Below are 376 nucleotides of genomic sequence, written 5' to 3' on the forward strand. Positions count from 1 at the left end.
TCTTCTTCTTTAAGATTTACGAAGGTTTCATCTAGATTAAGTATTTTATTAATCTCGCCGTTTACATAACAGCCACATAATTTGGTAAATGTACAATCATCTTTTTTAAATCTTTTTTTGAGCTCTGATACGTCCTTTTTTGTCATGTTAAATACTATGCTCCTTTCAAAGTTTTCATATTACTTTGTATTATTAAGCTTACCAAATACTTATTATACTTTAAAATTCATTAAAGAACCAATAGTTTTTCTAAGAAAACACCGAAGTGCTAATTGTTGTTTGAAAAATTTAAAATGTAGCAACAAATATAAAATTAAAATAGTAAAAATATACCATATTTTATTATGTTAAAATCAGTAAAATTATTATATAATAT

The 376-nt window shown here is 22.9% G+C and carries 1 protein-coding gene; it reads right to left on the reverse strand.

The features are described from left to right. Nucleotides 1-146, reverse strand: a 146-nt coding sequence (locus tag ACW2QF_RS07570; RefSeq protein ID WP_455715391.1) for a DUF4317 family protein, incomplete at its 3' end; no start/stop codon positions are given. Nucleotides 147-376 lie beyond the last annotated feature (230 nt).

The organism is Anaerosporobacter sp., from assembly GCF_965301125.1.